Raw genomic sequence first — 19,058 nt, forward strand, 5'->3', positions numbered from 1 at the left:
GGGACTGCCGTGCCCTGATGGTTGGATGTTGCTGGACCGCTGACCGCGTCGGGCGGTCACGGACACTTGTCGAGCCACCAAGGGGGTGGCGGTTCGGGGGGCCGAACCCAGTGCGCCCTCCTCAGGGAGTGAGCGCCTGGTCGGCCCCGCCGGAAACTACCAGCTCGACTTGGTGATACCGGGCAGCTCGCCGCGGTGCGCCATCTCGCGGAAGCAGATGCGGCAGAGGCCGAACTTCCGGTAGACGGCGCGCGGACGGCCGCACCGAGAGCATCGAGTATACGCGCGGACGCTGAACTTCGGCTTCCGCTGCGCCTTGGCGATCAGGGACTTCTTAGCCATGTGTGCTTACCCCTCAGGCTTCCTTGAACGGGAAACCGAGCCGCTTGAGCAGGCTGCGGCCCTGTTCGTCGGTCGTGGCCGTGGTGACAACCGTGATGTCCATCCCACGCTGCCGGTCGACCTTGTCCGGGTCCACCTCGTGGAACATGACCTGCTCGGTCAGACCGAAGGTGTAGTTGCCGTTCCCGTCGAACTGCTTCGGGGAAAGGCCACGGAAGTCCCGGATACGGGGCAGAGCCAGCGAGAGCAGCCGGTCGAGGAACTCCCACATCCGGTCGCCGCGCAGCGTGACGCTGGCGCCGATCGGCTGGCCCTCGCGCAGCTTGAACTGCGCGATGGAGTTCTTGGCCCGGTTGATCCGAGGCTTCTGGCCGGTGATCGCCGAGATGTCGGCGATCGCGCCCTGGATCAGCTTCGCGTCACGAGCCGCCTCGCCGACACCCATGTTGACCACGATCTTCGTGAGACCGGGGACCTGCATGATGTTGGCGATGTCGTGCTCCTCCTTGAGGGCAGCGACGATCTCGTTACGGTACTTCTCCTTGAGCCGCGGCATCGGAGGGGCCGTGATGTCGTTGGTAACCGTCATCAGATGTCCTTACCGGTGCGACGGGAGACGCGAACCTTGGTTCCGTCGTCCTCGAAGCGGTAGCCGACCCGGGAGGGCTTGCCGTCCTCGGCGAGCGCGATGTTGCTCACGTGGATCGGGGCCTCCTTCGTGACGACCTCGCCCTGCTGGCCGCCCGCCGGGTTCGCCTTCCTGTGCTTCTTGACCAGGTTGACGCCCTCGACGACGACACGGTCTTCCTTCGGCAGGGCCTTGACGACCTTGCCGGTGGCACCCTTGTCCTTGCCGGCGAGGACGATGACCTCGTCGCCAGTTTTGATCTTCATCGCTCAGAGCACCTCCGGCGCCAGCGAAATGATGCGCATGTACTTCTTGTCACGCAGCTCGCGGCCCACCGGGCCGAAGATGCGGGTGCCTCGCGGGTCCCCACCGTCCTTGATGAGCACGGCAGCGTTCTCATCGAAGCGGATGTAGGAGCCGTCGGGCCGGCGGCGCTCCTTGACGGTGCGCACGACAACGGCCTTGACGACGTCGCCCTTCTTGACTCCAGCGCCAGGCAGGGCGTCCTTCACCGTGGCGACGATCGTGTCGCCGATCCCGGCGTAGCGCCGACCCGAGCCACCGAGAACACGGATGGTGAGGATCTCCTTGGCACCCGTGTTGTCGGCGACCTTGAGTCGCGACTCCTGCTGAATCACGTCTGCTCCTGATGTGATGCGTGCGGTCCACTGCCGCACGGCTAGGTGGTCTCACCCCTCGCGCTGGCGGCCGACAACGCGTGTCGGCCGCCAAACGCAGGCTGGGGTTACTTAGCCTTCTCCAGGATCTCCACGACGCGCCAACGCTTCGTCGCGGAGAGCGGCCGGGTCTCCATCACTCGGACCCGGTCGCCGACGCCACAGGAGTTCGCCTCGTCGTGCGCCTTGTACTTGGTCGTCCGACGGATGACCTTGCCGTACATGGCGTGCTTGATGCGGTCCTCGACCTCGACAACGACGGTCTTGTCCATCTTGTCGCTGACGACGTAGCCCTCGCGCACCTTGCGGTAGTTGCGGGTCGCGGTCTGGTTCTCACTCATTCGGCTGCTTCCTTCGTCTCCTCAGCCGACTCACCAGACAGCGGGGCGATGCCCAGCTCGTGCTCACGCATGACCGTGTAGATCCGCGCGATCTCGCGCTTGACGGTACGCAGCCGGCTGTGGTTGTCGAGCTGGCCGGTGGCGGCCTGGAAGCGGAGGTTGAAGAGCTCTTCCTTGGCTTCCTTGAGCTTGGCGACCAGGTCCTCGACGGACTGGTCCCGGAGCTCATGGGCAGTCACGGACTTCGCCATCACTCCCCCTCCCGCTTAACAAACTTGCACTTCATCGGGAGCTTGTGCATGGCACGGCGCATCGCCTCCTTGGCGATGTCCTCGGGCACGCCCGACAGCTCGAACATCACGCGACCGGGCTTGACCGGCGCGACCCACCACTCGGGTGAACCCTTACCGGAGCCCATGCGGACCTCGGCGGGCTTCTTCGTCAGCGGACGGTCCGGGAAGATGTTGATCCACACCTTGCCGCCACGCTTGATGTGACGCGTCATAGCGATACGAGCGGACTCGATCTGACGGTTGGTGACGTAGGCCGACTCCAGAGCCTGGATGCCGTACTCGCCGAAAGTGACCGTCGTTCCACCCTTGGCCTTACCGCGCAGATCCGGGTGGTGCTGCTTGCGGTACTTGACCTTACGAGGAATAAGCACTGGTCAGCTCCCCTCGGGCTTCGCGGACTCGGCCGGAGCCTTGGCCTCGGTGCTCTGCGGCTGACCGCCGCCGGCACCGCCACGACGACGACGCTGCGGGCGCTCGCGGCGCTGACCGCCGCCACCGCCGCCACCGCCGCCGGCGGAACGCTGGGCGGCCTGGGCCGCCTCGCGCTCGGCGCGGGTCGCGGGCGCGTCACCCTTGTAGATCCACACCTTGACGCCGATGCGGCCGAACGTCGTACGGGCCTCGAAGAAGCCGTAGTCGATGTCGGCGCGGAGCGTGTGCAGCGGGACCCGGCCCTCGCGGTAGAACTCCGAGCGGGACATCTCAGCCCCGCCCAGGCGTCCGCCGCACTGGATACGGATGCCCTTGGCACCGCTCTTCATCGCGCTCTGCATCGCCTTGCGCATCGCGCGGCGGAAGGCCACACGGCTGCTCAGCTGCTCGGCGACGCCCTGGGCGACGAGCTGCGCGTCGACCTCGGGGTTCTTGACCTCGAAGACGTTGAGCTGAACCTGCTTGGCGGTCAGCTTCTCCAGGTCGGTCCGGATTCGATCGGCCTCGACGCCGCGGCGGCCGATGACGATGCCCGGCCGGGCGGTGTAGACGTCCACGCGGACACGGTCACGGGTGCGCTCGATCTCGACCTTGGAGATGCCCGCGCGCTCCATGCCGCGGGTCAGCATCCGACGGATCGCAACGTCTTCCTTGACGTAGTCCTTGTAGGACTTGTCGGCGTACCAGCGGCTCTTGAAGTCGGTGGTGATGCCGAGGCGGAACCCGTGCGGGTTTACCTTCTGCCCCACTATCGGGTCCTTTCCTTCGTCTTGGACGAGGCGCCCGAGCGCTCAGCGACGACCACGGTGATGTGGCTCGTACGCTTGGTCACCCGGAAGGCGCGGCCGAAGCCTCGCGGTCGAATGCGCTTCAGGGTCGGACCCTCGTCCACCCATGCGCCCTCGACCACCAGCGTCTCGCGGTCCAGCTTGTCGTTGTGCTCAGCGTTGGCGATGGCACTAGCCAGCACCTTGCCAACAGGCTCGCTCGCCGACTGGGGCGCGAACCGGAGCACCGCCTGTGCCTCGTCAGCGGGCAACCCGCGAATAAGGTCCACCACCCGGCGGGCCTTCCGGGGCGTAACACGGACGAACCGTGCCTGTGCCCTCGTTCCCATCGCTTTTCCCTCGCTCACGGAAATTCATCTCCACTCACCGTGGAGAAATGGTTCTTTCTCCTGCTGCAACCGCTAACGGCGGCTACGGCGGTCTTCCTTGACGTGGCTACGGAAAGTACGCGTGGGAGCGAACTCACCGAGCTTGTGGCCGACCATCGACTCGGACACGAACACGGGGACGTGCTTGCGGCCATCGTGGACGGCGATCGTGTGACCGATCATCTCCGGGACGATCATGGACCGCCGGGACCACGTCTTGATGACGTTCTTGGTCCCCTTCTCGTTCTGGACTTCCACCTTCTTGATGAGGTGGTCGTCGACGAAGGGACCCTTCTTAAGGCTACGTGGCATCAGACGTGCTCCTTACCGCTTCTTCTTACCGCTACGCCGACGCCGCACGATCAGCTTGTCGCTGGCCTTGTTCTTGGCCCGGGTCCGGCCTTCCTTCTTGCCCCAGGGGCTGACCGGGTGTCGTCCACCGGAGGTCTTGCCCTCACCACCACCGTGCGGGTGGTCGACCGGGTTCATCACGACACCGCGGACGGTCGGGCGCTTGCCCTTCCAGCGGTTACGACCGGCCTTGCCCCAGTTGATGTTGGACTGCTCGGCGTTGCCGACCTGACCAACGGTGGCGCGGCAGGTGATCTCCACCATGCGCATCTCGCCGGAGGGCATACGCAGCGTGGCGTAACGGCCCTCCTTGGCGAGGAGCTGGATCTGGGAACCGGCGGAGCGGCCCAGCTTGGCGCCACCACCCGGCTTCAGCTCGACCGCGTGCACGAACGTACCCGTGGGGATGTTGCGCAGCGGGAGGCAGTTGCCGGGCTTGATGTCGGACTGGGGGCCGTTCTCGACCCTGTCGCCCTGCTTGAGACCGGCGGGTGCCAGGATGTAGCGCTTCTCACCGTCCACGTAGTGGAGCAGTGCGATGCGAGCGGTGCGGTTCGGGTCGTACTCGATGTGAGCGACCTTGGCCGGCACGCCGTCCTTGTCGTGACGACGGAAGTCGATCACGCGGTAGGCGCGCTTGTGGCCGCCACCCTGGTGGCGGGTCGTGATCCGGCCGTGGCCGTTGCGCCCGCCCTTGGAGTGCAGAGGACGCACCAGGGACTTCTCCGGCTCCGAGCGCGTGATCTCGACGAAGTCGCTCACGCTGGAACCGCGACGACCCGGTGTCGTCGGCTTGTACTTACGAATGCCCATCTTCTTCGCGCATTCCTTTACGTGTTGCTTGGTGTGTAGCGGTCAGACCCGGAAAGGTCACCGACCGAAGATGTCGATCCGGTCGCCCTCGGCGAGGCCGACGATCGCGCGCTTCGTGTCAGGACGCTTCCCGAAACCGAAACGGGTCCGCTTGCGCTTGCCCTTCCGGTTGATCGTGTTCACGCTCGTGACCTTCACCTCGAAGATCTTCTCGATCGCGATCTTGATCTGGGTCTTGTTGGCGTCGGGCTTGACGATGAACGTGTACTTGTTCTCGTCCATGAGCCCGTAGCTCTTCTCGGAGATCACCGGCTCGATGATGATGTCCCGGTGGTCGGCGATCCTCACTGGTCGTCCTCCTCGGACTGAGCGGCCTTGGAGGCGCCGGCCGCGTGGGCCAGGAACTCGGCGTAGCCCGCCTCGGTGAAGACCACGTCGTCCGAGTAGAGGACGTCGTAGGTGTTCACCTGGTCCGCGTCGAGGATGTGCACCTCTTCGAGGTTGCGCAGGGCGCGCCGGTTGTGCTCGTCGTCGCGGGCCAGGACGACCAGGACCTTGTCGGACTCGGTGACCTGGCGGAGCGCCTTCAGAGCGTTCTGCGTGAGCTTGCTGTCCGCGCCCTCGGCCACGAAGTGGCTGATGACGTGGATACGGCCGTGCGTGGCCCGGTCGGAGAGGGCGGCGCGCAGGGCGGCGGCCTTCATCTTCTTCGGGGTCCGCTGGCTGTAGTCGCGCGGCTGCGGTCCGTGGACCGTGCCACCGCCGGTGTACTGCGGGGCGCGGATGGAGCCCTGGCGGGCCCGGCCGGTGCCCTTCTGGCGGTACGGCTTCTTGCCACCGCCGCGAACCTCGCCGCGGGTCTTGGTGGAGTGCGTGCCCTGACGGCCTGCGGCCAGCTGGGCGTTCACGACCTGGTGCAGGAGCGGAATGCTGACCTGCTGGGCGAAGACGCTCTCCGGCAGCTCGACACTGCCCTGAGCGGCGCCCTCGGGGTTCTTGACCTCGATCTGGGCCATGGCTTACTTGTCCCCCTTCACAGCGGTGCGGACGAGCACCAGACCGCCGTTGGGACCGGGCACAGCACCCTTGACCAGGATGAGGCCCTTCTCCGCGTCCACGGAGTGAACGGTCAGGTTCTGGACGGTCTTGCGCACGTTGCCCATGCGCCCTGCCATCCGCATGCCCTTGAAAACGCGGCCGGGCGTGGCGCAGCCGCCGATGGAACCGGGCGAGCGGTGCTTGCGCTGGGTGCCGTGCGAGGCGGAGAGGCCACGGAAGCCGTGACGCTTCATCACACCCGCGAAGCCCTTGCCCTTGCTCTTGCCCGTGACGTCGACCGTCTGGCCGCTCTCGAAGCTGTCCGCGGCGACCTCCTGGCCGAGCGTGTACTCGGAGGCGTCGGTGGTGCGGACCTCGACGTAGTGCCGGCGCGGGGTCAGGTCGTTCTTGCGCAGGTAGTCGCCGAGAGGCTTGTTCACCTTGCGCGGGTTGATCTGCCCGTAGCCCAGCTGGACGGCCGAGTAGCCGTCGGTGTCCGGAGTCCGGATGCGGCTCACGACGCACGGACCGGCCTTCAGAACCGTCACGGGCACCATTTTGCCCGTGTCGTCGAAGACCTGGGTCATGCCGAGCTTTTCGCCCAGAACTCCCTTGATCTGCTTGGTGGCCATGTCTGTGCGTCCTTAAAGCTTGATCTCGATGTCAACACCAGCCGGCAGGTCGAGTCGCATGAGCGAGTCGACCGTCTTCGGCGTGGGGTCGATGATGTCGATCAGCCGCTTGTGGGTGCGCATCTCGAAGTGCTCGCGCGAGTCCTTGTACTTGTGCGGCGATCGGATAACGCAGTAAACGTTCTTTTCCGTCGGCAGCGGCACCGGGCCCGCGACCTGTGCGCCAGTTCGCGTCACAGTCTCGACGATCTTTCGCGCCGAGCTGTCGATGACCTCGTGGTCATAGGCCTTTAGCCGAATGCGGATCTTCTGTCCCGCCATGTGGCCTGTTCGTCCTTCGCTTCAGTGTCCGTAACGGTGAGCTGTCCCGGTCACAGAAGCCCAGGCCTGACGGAATCCGCCGTGTGGCCGTGAGCCCCTATTCCCTTGAGAAACCGCAACAGGGCTTGCCCCTGCGGTGCGTCACCGTCACAGTGCCCGATGACGTCTTGTGTGTGCGGTGGGTGGGCCGTGCGGACACGGCCCGCCCACCACGCCGGGGGCGGCTCCTCAGGGGGCCGCCCCCGGCATGCGTACTACTTGAGGATCTTCGTGACGCGACCGGCGCCCACGGTACGGCCACCCTCGCGGATGGCGAACCGCAGACCGTCTTCCATGGCGACCGGCTGGATCAGGTTGACGGTCATCTCGGTGTTGTCACCGGGCATGACCATCTCCGTGCCCTCCGGCAGCGTCACGACGCCCGTGACGTCCGTGGTGCGGAAGTAGAACTGCGGACGGTAGTTGTTGAAGAACGGCGTGTGGCGCCCGCCCTCGTCCTTGGACAGGATGACGACGTTGGCCTCGAACTCCGTGTGCGGGGTGGTCGTGCCCGGCTTGATCACGACCTGGCCGCGCTCGACGTCCTCGCGCTTGATGCCGCGCAGGAGCAGCCCGACGTTGTCGCCGGCCTGGCCCTGGTCGAGCAGCTTGCGGAACATCTCGACACCGGTGACGGTGGTCGTCTGCTTCTCGTCCTTGATACCGACGATGTCGACGGTCTCGTTGACGTTGACGATGCCGCGCTCGATACGACCGGTGACGACGGTGCCGCGACCGGTGATCGAGAAGACGTCCTCGATGGGCATGAGGAACGGCTTGTCGGTGTCACGCTCGGGCTCGGGGATGTAGGTGTCCACGGTGCCCATGAGCTCCAGGACGGACTTGCCCCACTCCTCGTCGCCCTCCAGCGCCTTGAGCGCGGAGACCTTGGTGACGGGGACGTCGTCGCCGGGGAACTCGTACTCGCTGAGGAGCTCACGCACCTCGAGCTCGACGAGCTCGAAGATCTCCTCGTCGTCCACCATGTCGGCCTTGTTCAGGGCCACCACGATGTAGGGCACGCCGACCTGGCGGGCCAGGAGCACGTGCTCCTTGGTCTGCGGCATCGGGCCGTCGGTGGCGGCCACGACCAGGATGGCGCCGTCCATCTGCGCCGCACCCGTGATCATGTTCTTCACGTAGTCGGCGTGACCGGGGCAGTCCACGTGAGCGTAGTGGCGCTGCTCGGTCTGGTACTCGACGTGGGCGACGGAGATCGTGATACCGCGCTCGCGCTCCTCGGGAGCGTTGTCGATGTCCTCGAACGGCGTGAACGGGTTCAGGTCCGGGTACGCGTCGTGCAGCACCTTGGTGATGGCCGCGGTCAGCGTGGTCTTGCCGTGGTCAATGTGACCGATGGTGCCGATGTTGACGTGCGGCTTAGTCCGCTCGAACTTTTCCTTCGCCACTGGAAGTCTCCTAGACGTACAGAGCTATCTGGGTCCATCCCCGCCGCCTGGGCGGGGATCGGATTGGTTACGTGTTCGCGGCTACTCGCCGCGAACCTTCGCCACAATTTCTTGGGCGACAGCGGACGGAACCTCCGCGTAGGAGTCGAACACCATCGAGTAGTTGGCTCGACCCTGCGTACGGCTGCGCAGGTCACCCACGTAGCCGAACATTTCGGAGAGGGGCACCTGGGCCTTGACGATCCGGACGCCGGAACGCTCGTCCATGGACTGGATCTGTCCACGGCGGGAGTTCAGGTCGCCGATCACGTCACCCATGTACTCCTCAGGGGTGGTGACCTCCACCGCCATGACCGGCTCGAGAAGAGTCGGCTTGGCGAGCTTGACGGCCTCCTTGAAGGCCATCGAACCCGCGGTCTTGAAGGCCATCTCGGAGGAGTCGACCTCGTGGTACTGACCGTCCTGGAGCGTCACCTTGACGCCGACGAGCGGGTAGTGCGCGAGCACACCCAGTTCGGCGGCCTCCTGGGCACCGGCGTCGACCGACGGGATGTACTCCCGCGGGATACGGCCACCGGTGACCGCGTTGACGAACTCGTAGCCGGAGGCGTCGCCGCTCTCGACGACGAGGGGCTCGACGTCGATCTTGACCTTCGCGAACTGGCCCGACCCACCGGTCTGCTTCTTGTGGGTGTAGACGTGGCCTTCGACCTTCTTGCGAATGGTCTCCCGGTAGGCCACCTGGGGCTTGCCGATGTTCGCGTCGACCTTGAACTCGTCGCGCATGCGGTTGACGAGGACCTCGAGGTGCAGCTCGCCCATACCGGAGATGATGGTCTGGCCGGTCTGGTCGTCCGTGGCGACCTGGAACGAGGGGTCCTCGTCCGCGAGGCGCTGGATCGCGATGCCCAGCTTCTCCTGGTCGCTCTTGGTCTTGGGCTCGATGGCCACCTCGATGACCGGAGCCGGGAACGTCATGGACTCCAGGACGATCGGAGCCGACTGGTCGCACAGCGTCTCGCCGGTCGTGGTGTCCTTCAGACCCATGACCGCGACGATGTCGCCCGCGCCGGCCTCGCCGATCTCCTCACGCTTGTTGGAGTGCATGCGGTAGATCTTGCCGATCCGCTCCTTGCGGCCCTTGAGACTGTTCAGCACCTGGGTGCCGGTCTCGAGGACGCCGGAGTAGATGCGCACGTAGGTCAGCTTGCCCAGGTGCGGGTCGCTCATGATCTTGAAGACCAGGGCGGACATCGGCTCGTCGACGCTCGGCTTGCGGGCGAGCTTGGTCTCCTCGGTCTCGTCCTTGGGGTCGTGGCCCTCGATGGCGTCCACGTCCAGGGGCGAGGGGAGGTAGGCGGTGACCGCGTCGAGCAGGGGCTGGACGCCCTTGTTCTTGAACGCGGTGCCGCACACGATCGGGATCGCGGTACCGGCGATGGTCGCGCGGCGGATCGCCGGGACCACCTGCTCCAGGGTGGGCTCCTGCCCCTCCAGGTACAGCTCCATGATCTCGTCGTCGGCCTCGGCGAGCACCTCGATGAACTTCTCGCGGGCCTCGCGGGCGGCGTCGGCGTGGGTCTCGGGGATGTCGATCGTGTCGTACATCTCGCCGAGCGCGGCCTCGTCGTTCCAGACGTAGGCCTTCATGCGGACCAGGTCGACGACGCCCTTGAAGTCGCTCTCGGCGCCGATGGGCAGCTGGATCGGCATGGCGTTCGCGCCGAGGCGCTCACGGAACATGTCGACGCAGCGCTGGAACTCGGCGCCGATCTTGTCCATCTTGTTGACGAAGCAGATACGCGGAACGCCATAGCGGTCAGCCTGACGCCAGACCTGCTCGGACTGGGGCTCGACGCCTTCCTTGGCGTCGAACACCGCGACGGCACCGTCGAGGACACGCAGCGACCGCTCGACCTCGACCGTGAAGTCGACGTGGCCGGGCGTGTCGATGATGTTGATGGTGTGGTCGTCCCAGTGGGTGGTGGTAGCAGCCGAGGTAATGGTGATACCCCGCTCCTGCTCCTCCTTCATCCAGTCCATCGTGGCGGCGCCATCGTGGACCTCACCCACCTTGTGGGTCACACCGGTGTAGTAGAGGATCCGCTCAGTCGTGGTGGTCTTGCCCGCGTCGATGTGGGCCATAATCCCGATGTTGCGGACCTTGGCCAGGTCAAGCGCAGTCTTAGCAGCCATGAGGCTCGTCTTCCCTCGGTCTCAAGGAATCGAATCGCCGCGGGGTTACCAGCGGTAGTGGGCGAAGGCCTTGTTCGACTCGGCCATCTTGTGCGTGTCCTCACGCTTCTTGACGGCCGCGCCGAGACCGTTGCTGGCGTCGACCAGCTCGTTCATCAGACGCTCGGTCATGGTCTTCTCACGGCGCTGACGCGCGTAGGAGACCAGCCAGCGCAGGGCCAGCGTGGTGGACCGGGAGGCGCGCACCTCGACCGGCACCTGGTAGGTCGCGCCACCGACACGGCGGCTGCGGACCTCGAGCGCGGGCTTGACGTTGTCCAGGGCGCGCTTCAGAACGACGAGCGGGTCCTGGCTGGTCTTCTCGCGAGCGCCTTCGAGGGCGTCGTAGACGACGCTCTGGGCGATGGAGCGCTTGCCGTCGAGCAGCACCTTGTTGATGAGTGCGGTGACGAGCGGCGAGCCGTAGACCGGGTCGGTGATGAGCTGGCGCTTCGGCGCCGGGCCCTTGCGCGGCATCTTTACTTCTCCTTCTTGGCGCCGTAGTGGCTACGCGCCTGCTTGCGGCCCCGGACACCCTGGGTGTCGAGCGAGCCGCGGACAATTCGGTAGCGGACGCCCGGCAGGTCCTTCACACGACCACCGCGAACGAGCACGATGCTGTGCTCCTGGAGGTTGTGACCAATGCCGGGGATGTAGGCCGTGACCTCGATGCCGCTGCTCAGCTTGACGCGAGCGACCTTACGCAGAGCGGAGTTCGGCTTCTTCGGCGTAGTGGTGTAGACACGCGTGCACACACCACGACGCTGCGGACTCCCCTTCAGCGCCGGGGTCTTGTTCTTTGCGACCTTGTCCTGTCGGCCCTTGCGGACCAGCTGCTGGATGGTGGGCACCGCGTCTCCGTCTTCCTCGTGACCTACGCCGGTTCTCGTAGCCGATATCGCTATTGACCTGCTGAATTTCCCGAACCTCCCCGACCCCCGTGGTCGGGCGTGTCGCGCTGGTTGTCGCGCACGGCAAAAAACCGATCACACCCGGCCGGAGGCCGATCATGGGAGGGGGTTCACCTGCGCGGCGCGCCTTACGTCCTCAACTGGTGGGACCGAGGCGCCGCACACGCACGTGTGACCCGTCGACTCACGGGCACAATCACACAGGCTACCGTTTACCGTCTGGGCGGTCAAAACGGCGTGCGACATGGCGAGAATCATGGAACCGGTTCTCGCGTAGCCGTGGGTCACCGCCAGTCTACGCGCTCCCGGAGTCGTTTCGCCCCGGGTTTCCCCGGAGACCGTCGGCGGGCGGCCCGGACATGCGGCCGCTCCCCCGGAACATTGTCCTGGAGGAGCGGCCGCGGCGCTACAGGACCAGCCAGATGGCGACGGAGATCACCGTCACCAGGATGCCGACCACCGCGAACACCGTGCCGACGGTGATCAGTCCGAGGCCGTCGAGCTCTCCGCGCGAGGCGCGGATCGCCTTCTTGGCCTTGGGCCCCGTGATCAGGAGCGCCAGGAGGGCTGTGACCAGACCGATGCCGGGGAGCAGCGAGGCGATGCCCAGCCACAGGGTGACGGTCGCCCCCTTCTCCGTGTCCGGCAGGAAGTCGATGCTGTCGTAGCCGGGGTACGGGTCGCCGGGCTCCCCGCCCAGGGGACGGTCCACGAAGCCGGGGAACTCCTCGGCGATGGGGTCCTTGCGGCGCCTGCGGGAGGCCGGGGCCTCCGGCATGCCGTAGTCCGCCGGGGTGAAGCCGTCGTCGTACTCGCTCTCCCCCGCCGGCTCCGGCTCGTCGTGGTCCCAGGTGTCCTCGGGGATGCTCGGCGCCTCGAAGACCTGGGTGGCGCCGTCGGGGACGCCGTCCTCCCAGGGACCGCCCCGGCCCACCGGGCCGTCGTCGTACCCCTCGTCGTCGTACTCCTCGTCCGCGAACGCCTCGTCCGCGTATCCCTCGGCCTCCCTGGAGCGGGCGCGCGACTGCATGTCAGCGATGGCCGCCAGGGGGTCGTCCGCGGACGGCGCGCCGCCGGTCCGCTCCCCGTCCGCGCCGTCGTCTCCCCAGGCCCCGGCGTCGGAGGACCTGGCGGACTCGCGTCGGCGCTCCTCCGCTTCCCGGACGATGTCGGGGAGACGGGGGTCGTTGCGGTCGAACGCCCAGGTGTTGCCGCTCCCCGTCCCGAACTCGCCCGGATCGGGGGCCGGGGCGGGAGCAGGGGCGGAGGCGGGCGGCGACAGCTCGTCGTCGTAGCCGTCGGTCCACGACTCGTCGGCCCCCGCGACGGACCACGCGTCGGCGGTCTCCCCGGCGGGCGCCCAGGATTCCAGGCCGCCGGTGTCGGCCGCGGACCCGCGACCGCCGTTCCGCGGCCCCGCGGCGGCGTCCCGGTCCTCTCCCGCGGCGGCGCCGCGGTCGGCGGCAGGCCCCCAGGAGTCCGAGCCGAGTTCGTCGTCGTCCCACGAGCGGCCGTCGGCGGCACGTCCGCCGGACGGCGCCCCGTGGGCCTCGTGGCGGGGAGCCGCGTCCCAGGAGTCGTACTCCGGTCCCGCCGTGCCGGCCGAGGGGGCGTCGGCGCCCCACGCGGACGGCCGGCGGTCGTCGGACAGCTCGTCGTCCCAGAGCGGGGCCGCGGGGGCCGTGTCGCCGCCCCGTCCCTCGGGGCCCTGCCGGTCCTCGGGGCCCGTGCTCCAGGCGGTGGCGTCCCGGTCCCCGTCCCAGGGGCGGTCCGCGCCGCCGACGGGGCCGTACCCGGAGGGCGCGTCGTCCCAGGGGCGGTCCCCGTTCGCGGGGGCGCCGGTGTCCCAGGGACGGTCCCCGGCGTCGGCCGGGGGCGTCCAGGGGGCGTCCGCGCCGACGGCCGGCCCGTCGTCCCATGGGCGCGCGTCGCCCGTCACGGGCGCGTCGGCGCCGGAGGGGGCGGAACCGCCCACCGGGGCGTCCGGGGACCAGCGGTCCTGCTCCCGGCCCTCCGGACGGTCCACCGGGGCGTCGGCGCCCCACGGGTCCCGGAGGGGCTCACCGATCCCGCCGAGGGCGGGGTCCGGCTCCCACGACCGCGTGTCGGCCGGGGACTGCGGGGTCCAGGCGTCGGGTCCCGGGGAGGGGGACCACGCCTCGCGGCCGCCCTCCCCCAGGGGGGCCTCGTCCCACGGGCGCGCGTCGGTCGCCCCGGGGCCGGTCACGGGCGCGTCGGCGCCGGAGGGGGCGGAACCGCCCACCGGGGCGTCGGGGGACCAGCGGTCCTGCTCCCGGTCCTCCGAGCGGCCCGCCGGGGCGTCGGCGCCCCACGGGTCCCCTGCGGGGGCCGCGGGGGCGTCCGGGGTCCACGCCTCACGCTCGTACACGTCGGATCCGCCCGCCGGGGCGTCGGCGTCCCACGCGGCGGGACCGCGCGCGCCCTCGGGGTCCCACGCCGTGGAACCCTCCGTACGGTTCCCCGGGGCCTCGCGGCCGTGCCCGCCCGCGGGCGCTTCGTCCCACGGGCGCGCGTCGTCCGACGGCTCCGGGGTCCGTGCGCCGGCGTCGCGGGCCGGGGCCCACGCCTCGGGACCGAAGTCGCCGGGGACGTCCCCGGGGACGTCGGTACGCCACGCGTCCTGCCCGCGGGTGTCGGAGCGGTCTGCCGGGGCATCGCCCCAGGCGTCCCGCGTGTACACGTCGGATCCGCCCGCCGGGGCGCCGGCGTCCCACGCGGCGGGACCGCGCGCGCCCTCGGGGTCCCACGCCGTGGAACCCTCGGGCCGGGCCGCGGGGGCGTCCCACGCGGACGGGTCGCGCGCCCCGTCGAGGGGCGCCTCGCTCCTCCAGGCGTCGGAGGCGCGGTCGGGCGACGCGTACCCGGTGTCCGGGAAGCCCTCCCCGCCCAGCGGGCCCGGGGCGGGCGCCTCCGGCTCGTCCCGGCCCGCGGTCCAGGCGTCACCGGGACCGGCCGGCGCCTCGGCGCCGCCCGCCGCCGGGTCGGTCCGGGGCGCGGCCCAGGAGTCCATGCGGCCGGCCGGTTCCTCGCCCGGGTCCTCGGAGGGCAGGGGAACCTCGGCGCTGGCCGCGACGCTGGGCAGGCTCGGTTCCTCCGGCTCCCCCGGCACCCGGGTCAGCGGCTGGTACGCCGACTGCCCCGCCCCCGGGTAGGAGATCGGGTGCGGGGCGCCGGGCGGCGGACCGCCGAGCGCCTCCGGGTACGGCTCGACCAGGGCCGGGCGCGACGCGCTCAGCCCCGTGTAGCCGCCGCTGTCGGGGAACACCGTCTCGGCGCCCTCGTCGGCTTCCTCACCCTCGAGCGGGTCCTGGTACTCCGACTGCGTGCGGTAGCGGTTCTCGCTCGGCTTGAACCAGTCCCCCGCACCGGAGTCCCGTCCGCCCCCGTGTTCAGTCATGCCTCTCCCGCCAGCGCAGTAGCGCCGTCTCCCCGTCCGCCGTGCGCGGACCCTCTACGCCGAACGGCGGCGGCACCACTCCCGGTCGGGAGTGGCTGGCCGCCGCCGTCAGTTCAAACCGCTCTTACCGGTTGTACGGCCCGAAGTCGTACTCCTCCAGCGGGACGGCCTCGCCGGACCCCTGGCCGAAGGTGTACTCGCTCGGCTCCTCGTACCCGGAGACCGAGTACATCGAGGCCTTCGCCTCCTCGGTGGGCTCCACCCGGATGTTGCGGTACTGCGGAATACCGGTACCGGCCGGGATGAGCTTACCGATGATGACGTTCTCCTTGAGGCCGAGCAGCGGGTCGCTCTTGCCGTGGATGGCGTTCTCGGTGAGCACCCGGGTGGTCTCCTGGAAGGAGGCCGCCGACAGCCAGGACTCCGTGGCCAGCGAGGCCTTGGTGATCCCGAGCAGCACCGGGCGTCCGGCCGCGGGCTGTCCGCCCTCGGAGACGACGCGGCGGTTGATCCGCTCGAACTTCGGACGCTCGACCATCTCGCCGGGCAGGAGCTCGGTGTCGCCCGACTCCAGGATGTTCACCCGCTTGAGCATCTGGCGGACGATGATCTCGATGTGCTTGTCGTGGATGGACACACCCTGCGACTTGTACACCTCCTGGACCTCCGACACGAGGTGCTGCTGCACCGCGCGCGGGCCCTGGATGCGAAGAACCTCGTGCGGGTTGATCGCACCCTGGATCAGCTGCTGGCCGACCGTGACGTGGTCGCCGTCGCTGACGAGGAGCTGCGCACGCATCGGGACCGGGTAGGCGATCTCGTCCGTGCCGTCGTCGGGGATGACGACGATCTTGCGGCTCTTCTCGGTGTCGTCGATCCGGATCCGGCCCTCCATCTCGGAGATCGGGGCCACACCCTTGGGGATGCGGGCCTCGAAGAGCTCCTGGACACGGGGCAGACCGTGCGTGATGTCCTGACCCGCGGAACCGCCCATGTGGAAGGTACGCATGGTCAGCTGGGTGCCGGGCTCACCGATGGACTGCGCCGCGATGATGCCGATCGCCTCGCCGACGTCCACCGGCTTGCCGGTCGCCATGGAGCGGCCGTAGCAGGTGGTGCAGACGCCGATCTTGGCCTCGCAGGTCAGCGACGAGCGGATGCGCACGCGGGTGAACCCGGCCGCGATCAGCTTGTCGATGTTCTGCTCGGAGGTGTCGCTGAGCGCGGGCAGGACGAGCTTGCCGTCCGGCCCCGTCACGTCCTCGGAGAGGGTGCGGCCGAAACCGGTGTTCTCGACGTTGTGCTTGCGCACGACGACGCCGGCGGCGTTCTTCTCACCGATCTCGTGCCAGATCGAACGGTCCGTGCCGCAGTCGATCTCGCGGACGATGACGTCCTGCGCGACGTCCACCAGACGACGGGTCAGGTAACCCGAGTCGGCGGTGCGCAGGGCGGTGTCCGCCAGGCCCTTGCGCTGGCCGTGCGTGGAGATGAAGTACTCCAGCACCGACAGGCCCTCGCGGTAGGAGGACTTGATCGGACGCGGGATCGTCTCACCCTTGGTGTTGGAGACCAGGCCGCGGATACCCGCGATCTGGCGCACCTGCATCGGGTTGCCTCGGGCGCCGGACTGGACCATCATCCACACCGGGTTGTCGGCGGGGAAGTTGTCCTCCATGTTCTGCGCGACCTCGGCGGTGGCCTGGGTCCACACCTCGGTGAGCTCCTGGCGGCGCTCGTCGTCGGTGATGAGACCGCGGTCGTACTCGCGCTGGATCTTGTCGGCCTTGCGCTCGTACCCCTCGAGGATCTCCGTCTTGCGCGGAGGCGCGACGACGTCCTCGATGCCGATGGTCAGGCCGGACCGGGTGGCCCAGTGGTAGCCCGCGTCCTTCAGGGCGTCCAGGGTCGTGGCGACCTGGACCTTGGGGTAGTTCTCGGCGAGGTCGTTGACCAGGACCGAGACCTGCTTCTTGCCCACCTGGAAGTTGACGTACGGGTAGTCGACCGGGGTGGTCTCGTTGAAGAGGTACCGGCCCAGGGTCGTCTCCAGGACGTACACGTCGCCCTGCTGCCAGCCCTCCGGCGGCGTCCAGTCCTTCGGGGCCGGGGCGCCGTCGGCGATCCGCAGGCGGATCTTCGCCTGCAGGTCCAGGTCGCCCAGGTCGTAGGCCATGATCGCCTCGGCCGGGGAGCGGAACGCGCGGCCCTGGCCCTTGGCGTCGGCCTTCTCCGTCGTCAGGTAGTACAGGCCGATGATCATGTCCTGGGTGGGCATGGTCACGGGCTTGCCGTCGGACGGCTTGAGGATGTTGTTGGTCGCCAGCATCAGCAGCCGCGCCTCGGCCTGGGCCTCGGCGGACAGCGGCAGGTGCACGGCCATCTGGTCGCCGTCGAAGTCGGCGTTGAACGCCGTGCAGACGAGCGGGTGGATCTGGATGGCCTTGCCCTCGACCAGCTGCGGCTCGAAGGCCTGGATGCCCAGGCGGTGCAGCGTCGGGGCGCGGTTGAGCAGCACCGGGTGCTCGGTGATGACCTCTTCGAGGACGTCCCACACGACCGGGCGGGACCGCTCCACCATGCGCTTGGCGCTCTTGATGTTCTGCGCGTGGTTCAGGTCGACCAGGCGCTTCATCACGAACGGCTTGAAGAGCTCCAGGGCCATCTGCTTGGGCAGACCGCACTGGTGCAGCTTCAGCTGCGGGCCGACGACGATGACCGAACGGCCGGAGTAGTCGACGCGCTTGCCGAGCAGGTTCTGGCGGAAGCGGCCCTGCTTGCCCTTGAGCATGTCGGACAGCGACTTGAGCGGCCGGTTGCCGGGACCGGTGACCGGGCGTCCACGGCGGCCGTTGTCGAACAGCGCGTCGACGGCCTCCTGGAGCATCCGCTTCTCGTTGTTGACGATGATCTCGGGCGCGCCGAGGTCGAGCAGCCGCTTGAGGCGGTTGTTCCGGTTGATCACGCGGCGGTACAGGTCGTTGAGGTCGGAGGTCGCGAAGCGGCCGCCGTCCAGCTGCACCATCGGACGCAGGTCCGGCGGGATGACCGGGATGCAGTCGAGCACCATGCCCATGGGGCTGTTGGTGGTGTTGAGGAACGCCGAGACGACCTTGAGCCTCTTCAGGGCGCGGGCCTTCTTCTGGCCCTTGCCGGTGCGGATGGTCTCGCGGAGCTTCTCGGCCTCCACGTCCAGCTCGAAGTTGGCGAGCCGGTCCTGGATGGCCTGGGCGCCCATGCCGCCGCGGAAGTACTTCCCGAAGCGGTCCCGCATCTCGCGGTAGAGCATCTCGTCGCCCTCGAGGTCCTGGACCTTGAGGTTCTTGAAGCGGTTCCAGACCTCGTCGAGGCGGTCGATCTCGCGCTGGGCACGGTCGCGGAGCTGGCGCATCTCGCGCTCGGCGCCCTCGCGGACCTTGCGGCGCGCGTCGCCCTTGGCGCCCTGCTCCTCGAGCTCGGCCAGGTCGGCCTCGAGCTTGCGGTGCCGCTCCTCGATGGTGGAGTCGCGGCGCTGCTCCAGGTGCTGCTTCTCGACCGAGATCCGCGCCTCCAGGGACTGGAGGTCGCGCTCACGGGCCTCGGTGTCCACCCACGTGACCATGTAGGCGGCGAAGTAGATGATCTTCTCGAGATCCTTCGGAGCCAGGTCCAGCAGGTAGCCCAGGCGGGAGGGCACGCCCTTGAAGTACCAGATGTGCGTGACGGGAGCGGCCAGCTCGATGTGGCCCATCCGCTCGCGTCGCACCTTGGCACGGGTCACCTCGACGCCGCAGCGCTCACAGATGATGCCCTTGAAGCGGACGCGCTTGTACTTGCCGCAGTAGCACTCCCAGTCCCGGGTCGGACCGAAGATCTTCTCGCAGAAGAGTCCGTCCTTCTCGGGCTTGAGGGTCCGGTAGTTGATGGTTTCGGGCTTCTTGACCTCGCCGTGCGACCACTGGCGAATGTCGTCGGCGGTGGCGAGGCCAATCCGCAGCTCGTCGAAGAAGTTGACGTCGAGCACTTAATTCGTCCCCTGCTCT

Annotated in this window: 21 protein-coding genes; all 21 read right to left on the reverse strand. The window is 68.3% G+C overall.

Translation table 11 applies throughout. The annotated features are described in order from the left end of the window. Positions 1-156: 156 nt before the first annotated feature. The 21 genes from ACQPYD_RS28970 to ACQPYD_RS29070 all read right to left on the reverse strand — a co-directional run bounded on the left by ACQPYD_RS28970 (position 157) and on the right by ACQPYD_RS29070 (position 19,039). Positions 157-342 carry a type Z 30S ribosomal protein S14 gene (locus ACQPYD_RS28970; protein WP_267946681.1) on the reverse strand — a complete coding sequence of 62 codons (186 nt, stop codon included), beginning with the start codon at positions 340-342 and terminating at the stop codon, positions 157-159. A gap of 13 nt (positions 343-355) precedes the next feature. After that, entirely contained in the window at positions 356-931 is a 576-nt protein-coding gene (rplE, locus tag ACQPYD_RS28975; protein WP_267946682.1) for a 50S ribosomal protein L5, read from the reverse strand. Continuing rightward, positions 931-1,236 carry a 50S ribosomal protein L24 gene (gene rplX, locus ACQPYD_RS28980; RefSeq protein WP_267946683.1) on the reverse strand — a complete coding sequence of 102 codons (306 nt, stop codon included), beginning with the start codon at positions 1,234-1,236 and terminating at the stop codon, positions 931-933. The genes rplE and rplX overlap by 1 nt, the downstream gene beginning before the upstream one ends. Positions 1,237-1,239: 3 nt before the next feature. Next, positions 1,240-1,608 (reverse strand): 50S ribosomal protein L14, encoded by a 369-nt coding sequence (rplN, locus tag ACQPYD_RS28985; RefSeq protein ID WP_013156121.1) that lies wholly within the window; start codon positions 1,606-1,608, stop codon positions 1,240-1,242. Between the two features lie 107 nt (positions 1,609-1,715). After that, entirely contained in the window at positions 1,716-1,988 is a 273-nt protein-coding gene (gene rpsQ, locus ACQPYD_RS28990; RefSeq protein ID WP_267946684.1) for a 30S ribosomal protein S17, read from the reverse strand. Then, a complete protein-coding gene (gene rpmC / locus ACQPYD_RS28995; protein ID WP_267946685.1) occupies positions 1,985-2,239 on the reverse strand; it encodes a 50S ribosomal protein L29 in 255 nt (84 codons plus the stop codon). The genes rpsQ and rpmC overlap by 4 nt, the downstream gene beginning before the upstream one ends. Next, positions 2,239-2,652, reverse strand: a complete 414-nt coding sequence (gene rplP / locus ACQPYD_RS29000; protein ID WP_267946686.1) for a 50S ribosomal protein L16 — start codon at positions 2,650-2,652, stop codon at positions 2,239-2,241. Before rplP ends, rpmC begins: the two co-directional genes overlap by 1 nt. Positions 2,653-2,655: 3 nt before the next feature. Then, entirely contained in the window at positions 2,656-3,462 is an 807-nt protein-coding gene (gene rpsC / locus ACQPYD_RS29005) for a 30S ribosomal protein S3 (RefSeq protein ID WP_433698568.1), read from the reverse strand. Beyond that, positions 3,462-3,830, reverse strand: a complete 369-nt coding sequence (gene rplV / locus ACQPYD_RS29010) for a 50S ribosomal protein L22 (protein ID WP_267950527.1) — start codon at positions 3,828-3,830, stop codon at positions 3,462-3,464. Before rplV ends, rpsC begins: the two co-directional genes overlap by 1 nt. 72 nt (positions 3,831-3,902) lie before the next feature. Beyond that, entirely contained in the window at positions 3,903-4,181 is a 279-nt protein-coding gene (gene rpsS, locus ACQPYD_RS29015) for a 30S ribosomal protein S19 (protein WP_053616300.1), read from the reverse strand. A gap of 12 nt (positions 4,182-4,193) precedes the next feature. Continuing rightward, positions 4,194-5,033 (reverse strand): 50S ribosomal protein L2, encoded by an 840-nt coding sequence (gene rplB, locus ACQPYD_RS29020; protein WP_330089887.1) that lies wholly within the window; start codon positions 5,031-5,033, stop codon positions 4,194-4,196. A 57-nt stretch (positions 5,034-5,090) separates the two neighbouring features. Then, the gene (gene rplW, locus ACQPYD_RS29025) at positions 5,091-5,381 is read right to left on the reverse strand and encodes a 50S ribosomal protein L23 (protein ID WP_267946689.1); all 291 of its coding nucleotides are present in this window, start codon (positions 5,379-5,381) and stop codon (positions 5,091-5,093) included. Further along, positions 5,378-6,049, reverse strand: a complete 672-nt coding sequence (rplD, locus tag ACQPYD_RS29030; protein WP_433698569.1) for a 50S ribosomal protein L4 — start codon at positions 6,047-6,049, stop codon at positions 5,378-5,380. The genes rplW and rplD overlap by 4 nt, the downstream gene beginning before the upstream one ends. A 3-nt stretch (positions 6,050-6,052) precedes the next feature. Further along, on the reverse strand, positions 6,053-6,703 hold the full coding sequence (rplC, locus tag ACQPYD_RS29035; protein WP_267946691.1) for a 50S ribosomal protein L3: 651 nt from the start codon (positions 6,701-6,703) through the stop codon (positions 6,053-6,055). 12 nt (positions 6,704-6,715) lie between these two features. Beyond that, positions 6,716-7,024, reverse strand: coding sequence for a 30S ribosomal protein S10 (rpsJ, locus tag ACQPYD_RS29040; protein WP_013156110.1), 309 nt, complete (start codon positions 7,022-7,024; stop codon positions 6,716-6,718). A gap of 254 nt (positions 7,025-7,278) precedes the next feature. Next, entirely contained in the window at positions 7,279-8,472 is a 1,194-nt protein-coding gene (gene tuf / locus ACQPYD_RS29045; protein ID WP_402918789.1) for an elongation factor Tu, read from the reverse strand. An 81-nt stretch (positions 8,473-8,553) separates the two neighbouring features. After that, positions 8,554-10,668, reverse strand: coding sequence for an elongation factor G (gene fusA / locus ACQPYD_RS29050; RefSeq protein WP_267946693.1), 2,115 nt, complete (start codon positions 10,666-10,668; stop codon positions 8,554-8,556). A gap of 45 nt (positions 10,669-10,713) precedes the next feature. Next, the gene (rpsG, locus tag ACQPYD_RS29055) at positions 10,714-11,184 is read right to left on the reverse strand and encodes a 30S ribosomal protein S7 (RefSeq protein WP_267946694.1); all 471 of its coding nucleotides are present in this window, start codon (positions 11,182-11,184) and stop codon (positions 10,714-10,716) included. Positions 11,185-11,186: 2 nt separating this feature from the next. Then, on the reverse strand, positions 11,187-11,558 hold the full coding sequence (gene rpsL / locus ACQPYD_RS29060; protein ID WP_014912437.1) for a 30S ribosomal protein S12: 372 nt from the start codon (positions 11,556-11,558) through the stop codon (positions 11,187-11,189). A 466-nt stretch (positions 11,559-12,024) separates the two neighbouring features. Further along, complete coding sequence (locus ACQPYD_RS29065; RefSeq protein WP_433698570.1) at positions 12,025-15,036, reverse strand: hypothetical protein; 3,012 nt, start codon at positions 15,034-15,036, stop codon at positions 12,025-12,027. Between the two features lie 124 nt (positions 15,037-15,160). Beyond that, complete coding sequence (locus tag ACQPYD_RS29070) at positions 15,161-19,039, reverse strand: DNA-directed RNA polymerase subunit beta' (protein ID WP_433698571.1); 3,879 nt, start codon at positions 19,037-19,039, stop codon at positions 15,161-15,163. Positions 19,040-19,058: the final 19 nt, after the last annotated feature.

The organism is Nocardiopsis sp. CA-288880 (assembly GCF_050955985.1).
GTDB classification, from domain to species: Bacteria; Actinomycetota; Actinomycetes; order Streptosporangiales; family Streptosporangiaceae; genus Nocardiopsis; species Nocardiopsis tropica.